This window comes from Paraburkholderia sp. BR14320, assembly GCF_040948665.1.
Lineage (GTDB): Bacteria > Pseudomonadota > Gammaproteobacteria > Burkholderiales > Burkholderiaceae > Paraburkholderia > Paraburkholderia youngii.
The window spans coordinates 107,297-116,182 of sequence record NZ_JBFPKG010000024.1 but is presented as its reverse complement, the minus strand read 5'-3'; the positions used below and the strand labels follow the sequence as shown (position 1 = coordinate 116,182).

General features: G+C 65.7%; 9 protein-coding genes. 3 read left to right on the top strand and 6 right to left on the bottom strand.

Translation table 11 applies throughout. The features are described 5' to 3' along the window. Positions 1-1,243: ABC transporter substrate-binding protein (locus AB3X89_RS22280; RefSeq protein ID WP_368585194.1), on the bottom strand; the 1,243-nt coding region annotated here is incomplete at its 3' end. 495 nt (positions 1,244-1,738) lie between these two features. Here AB3X89_RS22280 and AB3X89_RS22275 point away from each other — a divergent pair. The 3 genes from AB3X89_RS22275 (at position 1,739) to AB3X89_RS22265 (ending at position 4,816) form a co-directional block, all read left to right on the top strand. After that, the gene (locus AB3X89_RS22275) at positions 1,739-2,629 is read left to right on the top strand and encodes a GNAT family N-acetyltransferase (protein WP_368585193.1); all 891 of its coding nucleotides are present in this window, start codon (positions 1,739-1,741) and stop codon (positions 2,627-2,629) included. Between the two features lie 194 nt (positions 2,630-2,823). After that, positions 2,824-4,224 carry an aspartate aminotransferase family protein gene (locus tag AB3X89_RS22270; protein ID WP_368585192.1) on the top strand — a complete coding sequence of 467 codons (1,401 nt, stop codon included), beginning with the start codon at positions 2,824-2,826 and terminating at the stop codon, positions 4,222-4,224. A gap of 88 nt (positions 4,225-4,312) precedes the next feature. After that, positions 4,313-4,816: an Lrp/AsnC family transcriptional regulator gene (locus AB3X89_RS22265; RefSeq protein ID WP_176110758.1), complete on the top strand. Its 504-nt coding sequence runs from the start codon at positions 4,313-4,315 to the stop codon at positions 4,814-4,816. Positions 4,817-4,851: 35 nt separating this feature from the next. Here AB3X89_RS22265 and AB3X89_RS22260 read toward each other — a convergent pair whose 3' ends face one another. Genes AB3X89_RS22260 through AB3X89_RS22240 form a run of 5 tightly spaced genes read right to left on the bottom strand, consistent with a single transcriptional unit; the run spans position 4,852 to position 8,876 of the window. Further along, positions 4,852-5,256, bottom strand: a complete 405-nt coding sequence (locus AB3X89_RS22260) for a helix-turn-helix domain-containing protein (RefSeq protein WP_368585191.1) — start codon at positions 5,254-5,256, stop codon at positions 4,852-4,854. A gap of 11 nt (positions 5,257-5,267) precedes the next feature. Next, entirely contained in the window at positions 5,268-6,440 is a 1,173-nt protein-coding gene (locus tag AB3X89_RS22255) for an NAD(P)/FAD-dependent oxidoreductase (protein ID WP_368585190.1), read from the bottom strand. After that, complete coding sequence (locus tag AB3X89_RS22250) at positions 6,437-7,813, bottom strand: FAD-dependent oxidoreductase (RefSeq protein WP_368585189.1); 1,377 nt, start codon at positions 7,811-7,813, stop codon at positions 6,437-6,439. The genes AB3X89_RS22255 and AB3X89_RS22250 overlap by 4 nt, the downstream gene beginning before the upstream one ends. Continuing rightward, complete coding sequence (locus AB3X89_RS22245) at positions 7,792-8,103, bottom strand: (2Fe-2S)-binding protein (protein ID WP_368585188.1); 312 nt, start codon at positions 8,101-8,103, stop codon at positions 7,792-7,794. Before AB3X89_RS22245 ends, AB3X89_RS22250 begins: the two co-directional genes overlap by 22 nt. Further along, positions 8,100-8,876 carry an amino acid ABC transporter ATP-binding protein gene (locus AB3X89_RS22240; RefSeq protein WP_368585187.1) on the bottom strand — a complete coding sequence of 259 codons (777 nt, stop codon included), beginning with the start codon at positions 8,874-8,876 and terminating at the stop codon, positions 8,100-8,102. Before AB3X89_RS22240 ends, AB3X89_RS22245 begins: the two co-directional genes overlap by 4 nt. Positions 8,877-8,886: the final 10 nt, after the last annotated feature.

Genomic DNA, 8,886 nt, shown 5'->3' with positions numbered 1-8,886 from the left:
TCATCCAGTGGTTCGACCAGTAACCGTCGGCCGGCACGCGGTTGATGTTCAGGTTCACGCCGATCTTCGCGGCGGACTGCTGCAGCAGCACGCCCATTTCGATCGAGCCGTTCGCGTCGGTCGTCGCGTAGATCGGCGGCAACGCCGTCCCGATCGCTCCGGCTTTCTGGAAGTAGAACTTCGCCTTGTCCGGATCGTGCGGCCGCTGCGGCAGCGACGCATTGAAGTAACGGTGGCTGGGTGGAATCGGCTGATCGTTGCCGACCACCGCATAGCCGCGGAACACCGCCGTGCGGACCTGGTCACGATCGAACAGATACTTCATGCCCTGCACGAAATCGGGGTTGCCGGTCAGCGGATTGTCGCGTCGCATGATCAGATCGGTATAGAGACCCGACTTGGTCTCGCGCACCTCATAGCCCGGCGTCGCGGCAATGCGCTGCGTCGAGCGCGGATCGACCGCGTTGATCAGGTGGACATCGCCGGACAGCAGCGCATTGATGCGCGCCGCGTCGTCGCCGATACCGATCAGCTCGATCTGGTCGAGGTAGGGGCCGCCGCCCGTCTTCCAGAAGTTGTCATTGCGCACGCCGACTGTCGAGACGCCGGGCTTGAACGTCTTCACCTTGTACGGGCCGGTGCCGACGGCCGTCGTGAAGTCGGTCGTGCCGTCCTTGATGATCACGAATTGCGGCGTGGCGAGAATCACCGGCAAGTCCGCGTTGGGCGACGCGAGCGTCAGTGTGACTTCGTTGGGGCCGGTCTGCTTCGCTTCCACGAACTGATCGGCCAGCGTCTTCACCTTCGAAGCAGTCGCCGGATTCTTATGACGCATCAGCGAGTAGACGACATCGGCGGGCGCAAGCGGCTTGCCATCGTGGAAGGTCGCGCTCTTGCGCAGCTTGATCACCCACACCTTCGCATCGCTCGTGTCCACCGCTTCGGCGAGATTCATCCGCGGCGTCAGCGAACTGTCGAGTTGCGTCAGGCCGCTGTAAAACATGAAGAAGCGGATGTAGTCAGCACCTGCCGATCCCTTGGCCGGGTCGAGCGTATCCGCGGTCGACGATGAGTCGTAGGCGACCCGGATCTTGCCGCCTTTCTTCGGCGCGGCTGCCGCAAGCGCCGGGCGAGCGCCCGCCAGCAAGCCTCCCGCGCCGGTGGCGAGCAAGCCGCCGGCAGCCAGCAAACGCATCATGTCGCGGCGGCTGAAACCGCCCGTTTTGATTTCGTCGTCGTACATGCGAACTGCTCCTCACTGGTGATTGAACGCGGGATATCCAGCATTGGTGTTCGACGGCGCTCCGCGTGCTGGTCGCGGCGCGGCGGCACTGCATGAATCGATTTAAGCACCGCAAAAAATGGCGTTGATCGCGTATCGCTGGATTCGACCATTCGAAAACATGGTTTTGCGTGGTCCAAACAGCATGATTTGCCGCCCCTGGCATTGACCCTGACGCGCGAGCCCGGCGCCGTGTGCGATCTTCGAAGCGAGGCGTCGGTGCATGCACATCATCGTAGCGGCGAGCGCACCGCGGATTGCACCGACAAAATTGGCCGTTTCAGCACGCCGCACGCAATCTGCACGACCGAACCACACATTTCGCGTGGCATGCCCGGCACGGGCGCAGCGGCGCCTCGCCGGGCGCGGCACCCACGACGATGACAAGTTCGTACTAGTCAACGCGCGAGCAACGTGCAACAGTCGCGGCACGGCCGACAAATCACGGAGCACCCCGTGCCCGATTCAACCACGCACGCACTTGTCACCTACCGACGCCTGACCGCCAACGACCTGCCCGCCGCACAACGCCTGTCCGCCGCGATCGGCTGGCCGCATCGCCGTGAAGACTGGGGATTCTCCGCGCACACGGGAATCGGTTTCGTCGCCGAGACGGCAGGCGCATTGGTCGGCACCGTCGTGTGCTGGAAGTTCGGCGCGGATCAGGCGACGCTCGGGATGCTGATCGTCGCGCCGGAGCACCGCGGCCTGGGTATCGGCCGCACGCTGCTCGCTTACGCACTCGACGAGATCGGCACGCGCGACATCACGCTCTATGCGACCGACGCTGCCCAGCCCATGTGCGACGCGCTCGGCTTCGAGGCCTGCGGCGCACTCGACCAGATGCAGGGCGCGGCGTTCCGTCCGCCGCTCGTCGCGCTGGCCGCCAACGAGCGGCTGCGCCCGCTCGGCGCGAGCGACGCCGTGCAACTCGTCGAGCTGGCATCGCGCGCGAGCGGTCTCGACCGCAGCCACGTGCTGCCGCCACTGCTCGACCTCGCCGACGGTATCGCGCTCGATCGGGACGGCGAACTACTCGGCTTCTCGATGTTCCGTCGCTTCGGGCGCGGTTTCCTGATCGGCCCCGTGGTCGCCGGCGCGAGCCCGGGCGCCGTGCACGCCAAAGCGCTGATCCGTCATTGGCTCGCGCTGAACGAAGGCGCGCTGGTCCGCATCGACGTGCCGCACGGGCAAGGCCTGCGAACGTGGCTAACCGGCCTCGGCCTCGCACCCACGGAGACGGTCGTCAGGATGCGGCGGATCGCATCCGCGCAACCCCGTTCCGAGCCCAGCCGCGGCGACGGCCCGCTACATCAGTATGCGGTGATCACGCAGTCGCTGACCTGACGCGGCCACGAACGCTCGGCTGAACTCGCGTTTGCGTCGCTATTAAGCACGCGCGGCAGAAAATGCCGTCTGTGGGGTAGAAAACGCTGCGCTTGCGCTCTTTGAGCATTTTTTTGGCGGAACGGCTCGCATGCGGCTCTCGCTACTATCAAGGGGTGACGCTCACCTGATCGCAACCTGCGGGAAATACCACCATGTCAAGAACATCGCTCATCGACGCCGACCGCAAGCATCTGATTCACCCGGTCATCAACTACCGCGCGCACGAAGCGCGGGGCACCACCGTACTCGAATCCGGACACGGCGCTTATCTGCGCGACATCGACGGCAACGAACTGCTCGACGCGTTCGCGGGCCTGTGGTGCGTGAACGTCGGCTACGGCCAGCAGAGCATCGTCGAGGCGGCGACGCGGCAGATGACGAAGCTGCCCTACGCGACCACCTACTTCCACTTCTCGTCGGAACCCGCCATCGAACTGGCCGAAAAGCTGGTTGCGCTCTCCCCCGCTTCGCTGCAGCACGTCTACTTCACGCTCGGCGGCTCCGATGCGATCGACTCGGCTGTCCGCTTCATCACGCATTACTTCAACGCGACGGGGCGTCCGGCGAAAAAGCAGATGATCGCGCTCGAGCGCGGTTATCACGGATCGTCGAGCGTCGGCGCGGGGCTCACCGCGCTGCCCGCGTTTCACCGCAACTTCGATCTGCCGCTGCCGCACCAGCACCACCTGCCGTCGCCCTATGCATACCGTCAGCCGCAAGGCGACAACGCGCAGGCACTGATCGCCGCGTCGGTCGCCGCGCTCGAAGCGAAGGTGGCCTCACTCGGCGCGGAGAACGTCGCCGCGTTCTTCTGCGAGCCGATCCAGGGGTCGGGCGGCGTGATCGTGCCGCCGGTCGGCTGGCTGAAGGCGATGCGCGACGCGTGCCGCCGTCTCGACATTCTGTTCGTCGCCGACGAAGTCATCACGGGCTTCGGTCGTACCGGCCCATTGTTCGCATGCGAGGCGGAACAGGTCGAGCCGGATCTGATGACGGTGGCGAAGGGGCTGACCTCGGGCTATGCGCCGATGGGCGCGGTGCTGATGTCCGACGAAATCTACCAGGGCATCGCGGGCGATGCGCGCGATACCGCAGTGGTCGGTCACGGCCAGACCTACTCCGCGCATCCGGTCAGCGCCGCGATCGGCCTCGAAGTGCTGCGTCTCTATCAGGAGGGCGGTCTGCTCGCTAACGGTATTGAGCAGGCGCCGCGTTTTGCCGTCGGGCTCGACGCGCTGCTCGATCATCCGTTGGTCGGCGACTCGCGTCATCGCGGCCTGCTCGGCGCGCTCGAACTCGTCGCCGACAAGGATTCGCGCGCACGCTTCGATGCGTCGCTGCAGCTGCCGGACCGGATCGCCGAAGCGGCCTACCGCAACCGCCTCGTGTTCCGCGCGTTCGGCGACAGCATCCTCGGTTTCGCGCCCGCGCTTTGCTTCGGCGAGGCGGAATTCGACCAGCTGTTCGGCCGTTTGCGGCGCACGCTCGACGAAGTGCTCGACCATGCGGAGGTGCGTGCCGCGTTGCGCGGCGCGAGCCGCGCAGCCGCCTGAGCGCGTGATAACATCGGCCTGCGCGTCGCTTGACTCACGCGAAGCGCGATGCAGCGAAAAGCAGAACCTTCGACGGGCAGACCGATACATGACGACAAGCGGCGACACGAAGCTGGACCGGATCGACCTGCGTATTCTTTCGCAACTGCAGAAAAAAGGCCGCATCACGAACGTCGAGCTTGCTGACGCCGTGGGGCTCTCGCCGAGCCCCTGTCTGATTCGCGTGAAAAGGCTTGAAAAGGCCGGCTATATCGTCGGCTACGGCGCACACATCCAGCTGCAGAAACTCGGCGACGTGCAGATCGTGTTCACCGAGGTCACGCTTGCCGACCATCGCCGCGAAGACTTCGCCAAGTTCGAGGCGGCGATCCGTCCCGTGGAGGAGATCATCGAATGCCATCTGGCGAGCGGCGGATACGATTATTTGCTGAAGTTCGTCACGCGCAGCGTCAACCACTATCAGAGTGTGATCGAAGGACTGTTGGAGCGCGACATTGGCATCGAGAAGTATTTCAGCTACGTGATCATCAAGACGCCGTTCGTGAAATCCGAATACCCGCTGGAAACACTGTTCTCGCAACGGCATCAATGAAGCGGTCGCGGGCCCGGTGAGCTTTCAGCTTGCAATCAGCCGTTGGTGCTCAGCCACTCACCCGGCGTTCTGCCCAGCACGCGCTTGAAATGCCGGCATAGATGGCTTTGATCGAAGAAGCCCACCTCGGCCGCGACGATCGACGGCGGCATGCCTCGCCGCAGCAGGCGTTGCGCATGCCGTACCCGCACCAGCCTCACGTATTGCTGCGGCGACACGCCAATCTCCGCGCTGAAGCGCACCGCAAACCTCGAAATGCTCAGCTCCGCGACGGCGGCCATTTCGGCCAGGCTGATCGGCTCGGCGAAACATGCATCGATGAAGTTGACCGCGCGCTCGACGGCGCCGCTCACTCGATCCGGCACACGTCGCGCATGGCGGTTCGCGCCCGCGAGATCGGGCGCCGCTGATGACGACGAGGTTCGGCTCGGGCTCAGCATCGACGCTCCGCTCACGCAACGCGCGACGCGGCAGGAGCCGCCGGCGAAGCGCCCCGGCCGGCCGCGAAGCGGCGGATGTCGAACGGCTCGAGCGGCGTGCTGGTCGCGCCCGTGTCGATCAGTTCGGCCATCGTGTCGCCGACGCCCGGCCCCAGCTGGAACCCCGCGCCGCAAAAACCGAACGCATAGAACAGGCCGCTCGTCGTACCGCTCGCGCCCATGATCGGCCGGTCGTCGGGCATATAGCCTTCGACGCCGCTCCATACCCGGATGATGTTCAGCCTGCGCAGCATCGGCGCGACGCGCTGCAACTGCCTGAACTGCAGCAACGTGCTTTGCGGCAGGACTTTCGCGCGGCGTTCGTCGAGATACGCCGGCGCACGCGCGCAGCCGCCGATCACGATATTGCCGCGCGCGACCTGGCGGAAGTACACGACCTCCTCGATTTGCGGCGACGACACGCCGACCACCGGCTGGATCGCATACGGCACAGGTTCGGTCACAGCCATTTGCGGGCCGTTGACGGCGATCGGCACCGCTTCGCCAAACTGCTCCGAGAGCAGATTGCCCCACGCGCCCGCTGTGATCAGCAGCACCGGGGCATGGAAGGTACGGCCCTCTGCGCTCGTCGCGCGAAACTCGGCGCCCTCTTTTTCGACTGTCACGACATCGCAGTTTTCGACGATCTGCGCGCCGAGCCGCGCCGCCGCGCGAGCAAACGCGGGCGCCGCGAGCCGCGGATTCGCGTGCCCGTCCATTTGCGAGTACGAGCCCGCCAGCACCTCGGCACCGAGAAACGGAAACCGTGCGCGCAGCGCGTCGCCGCGCAGCAGATCGAGCTTGAGACCGTAGTGCGCGGCCTCCTTCGCATACGTTTCGAACTGATCGGCCTGCTCTTCGCGATAACAGACGCGCACATGGCCGGACATCAGAAACTCGGCGTCGTGCTGGATCAGTTCGGGCAGACGCCCCCAGATTTCGCGCGAACGGTTCGCAAGCGGCAGTTGCGGCAGAAAGCGCCCTTGCCGGCGCACGTTGCCGAAGTTGGTACCGCTCGCCTGCTGACCAACGAGCTGGCGCTCGAGCAGGATCACCGAGCGGCCCCGTTGCCTCAGAAAAAATGCGGCGGAGGCACCCATGAACCCGCCGCCCACGATCAGCACATCGGCTTGTGCGCGGTTCATTCGGTATCCTCCACGGTTGCGATGGCCAGCGGCTTCACGGGTGCCTGCCCGCGAAGCCTGCCAACCTGCTCGAGCGGCACGTGCGCGGCCGCCGCGATCACCTCGGCGCCCGCATGGCCGCAGTAACGTCCCTGGCAGCGTCCCATGCCGACGCGGCTGAACGCTTTGGCGCGGTTCGCTTCCTGCGCGCCTTCGTCGCGCACCACGCGGCGCAGTTCGCCGGCGGTGATGCCTTCGCACCGGCAAACGATCGTATCGTCGGACAGACGGGCCGCCTGCCCGCCAGGCCACGCAAACGCTTCAGCGAGACCGCGCCGGAAGCGCTCCATTTTGCGCTGTTCGCGCGTCAACGTGGCGAGCGTCGCGGCCGGCACCGCACGCCCGAGATCGCTCAGTGCAGCGTAGGCTGCGAGCCGTCCGGCGATCTCCGCGCCATCCGCGCCGAGCACGCGCGCACCATCACCGGCGATGTAGACGCCCTTTTCGGTAGCACGTCCGAGTTCATCGATTTGCGGCACCCATTGCCGCGTCGGCGCATCGAAACGGAACGCGCAGCGCGCAAGGTCGGCCAACTGGGTTTCCGGACGCAGGTGATAGCCGAGCCCCACCGCGTCGGAATCGGTCTGCGCGACGTTGCCGCGCGCATCGCGAAAGCGGACGCCAAGCACGCCGTCGTCCGGCGTGCCGAGAATTTCGAGCGGCTCGATGCCGTTTTCGACCCGCACGCCCGAGCGCTTCAATGCCGCCACGAGCGCGCGGCCCTTGCGCAACACGTCGACGCGCGCCAGCAATTTGGGCAGCGCACGCAGCCGCGCACCGGTCGTCGACGTGTCGAGTACCGCTGCTACCTTGGCGCCCGCCTGCACATACTGGTTCGCAACCAGATACAGCAGTGGGCCGGTCCCGATGAATACGACCTGGCGGCCAATCGCGCAGGCCTGCGACTTCAGCGCGATCTGCGCGGCACCGAGGCTGTAGGTCCCGGCGAACTGCCAGCCTTTGACCGGCATGAGCCGGTCCGTCGCGCCGGGGCACAGGATCAGCGCGTCGTAGCCCAACGAACTCGCGTGTCCTTCGTGCACGATATGCAGCTTGCCTTGCGCAACGTTCCACGCGAGCGTCTGAGGACGGTAATCGATCTGCGCGCGCAGTCGCTCGAAGCTGCGATGCAGGTCCTCCGCGCGCGCGGCTTCAGTGCCGTACAGCTTCGCGTACGGCCGCGTGAAGCCGTCGGGCTGGCGCCGGTAGATCTGCCCGCCATCGCGCCGACCTTCATCGACGACGATCGGGCGGATGCCGGCCGCCAGCAATGTCTCCGCGCAGCGCACCCCTGCGGGCCCGGCGCCGACGATTACGATGCGAGGTTCGCCCATGGGCCCTCCGGTTGCGTCGTGACGACGCGCATGCCTGCTTCGACCACGGTGGTGCAGGCGCGCAGCCGCTCGCCGTCCGCGGTCCATACCCAGCAATCCTGGCACGCGCCCATCAGGCAAAAGCCGGCGCGCTTTTCAGCACCGAATTCGGACCGCCGCACATGCCGCACCGAGCACAGCATCGCGGTGAGCAACGTGTCGCCGGCCAGCGCTTCGACGGTCTCACCGTCGATCGTCAGCTCGACTTTGGCGCGAGCCGTCTCGCCCAAGCGTACGAATCTGCCGTTCATGCCGCGGCTCCCGCCATGCCGTCCGGTGACACGTGAGCGTCGCTGCGATTGCTCAGCACGTGGCGCAGGAATTCGCGGGTACGCGCCTCGCGCGGCGAACCCAGCACCTGCTGCGCGGTGCCCTCCTCGATGATGAGTCCCGCGTGCAGAAAGCACACGCGGTCTGCCACTTCACGCGCAAAGCCCATTTCATGCGTGACGACCAGCATCGTCATGCCTTCGCGCGCAAGGGTGCGCATCACGCCGAGCACTTCGCCGACCAGTTCCGGATCGAGCGCCGAGGTCGGCTCGTCGAACAGGATCGCCTTGGGCTTCATCGCGAGCGAGCGGGCAATCGCCACCCGTTGCTGCTGCCCTCCCGAAAGCTGATGAGGATAGGCGTGCAGCTTGTGGCCCAATCCCACCTTGTCGAGCAATTCAGACGCGTCGCGCAGCGCGTCCGCGCGCGCCTGGCGCTTGACGTGCACGGGCCCTTCCATCACGTTCTCGAGCGCGGTGCGGTGCGGAAACAGATTGAAGCGCTGAAACACCATGCCGACCTGGGTGCGCAACTGGTTGATGTTGCGCGCGCGCTGCTCGACGCGCTCGCCGAGCAGGCGAATTTCGCCTTCGTCGTAGGACTCCAGCGCGTTAATGCATCGCAGCAGGGTTGATTTTCCCGAGCCCGACGCACCGATCAGGCAGACCACTTCGCCCTGGTTCACGTTGAGCGAAATGCCCTTGAGAACAGGTACGGAGCCAAAACTCTTGTGCACATTCGTGATTTCGATCATCGCATCCTCG

Coding starts and splice junctions, on each gene's coding strand:
- AB3X89_RS22270 (WP_368585192.1), top strand. CDS start 2,824: ATGTCAAGAACATCGCTCATCGACGCCGACCGCAAGCATCTGATTCAC.
- AB3X89_RS22265 (WP_176110758.1), top strand. CDS start 4,313: ATGACGACAAGCGGCGACACGAAGCTGGACCGGATCGACCTGCGTATT.
- AB3X89_RS22260 (WP_368585191.1), bottom strand. CDS start 5,256: ATGCTGAGCCCGAGCCGAACCTCGTCGTCATCAGCGGCGCCCGATCTC.
- AB3X89_RS22255 (WP_368585190.1), bottom strand. CDS start 6,440: ATGAACCGCGCACAAGCCGATGTGCTGATCGTGGGCGGCGGGTTCATG.
- AB3X89_RS22250 (WP_368585189.1), bottom strand. CDS start 7,813: ATGGGCGAACCTCGCATCGTAATCGTCGGCGCCGGGCCCGCAGGGGTG.
- AB3X89_RS22245 (WP_368585188.1), bottom strand. CDS start 8,103: ATGAACGGCAGATTCGTACGCTTGGGCGAGACGGCTCGCGCCAAAGTC.
- AB3X89_RS22240 (WP_368585187.1), bottom strand. CDS start 8,876: ATGATCGAAATCACGAATGTGCACAAGAGTTTTGGCTCCGTACCTGTT.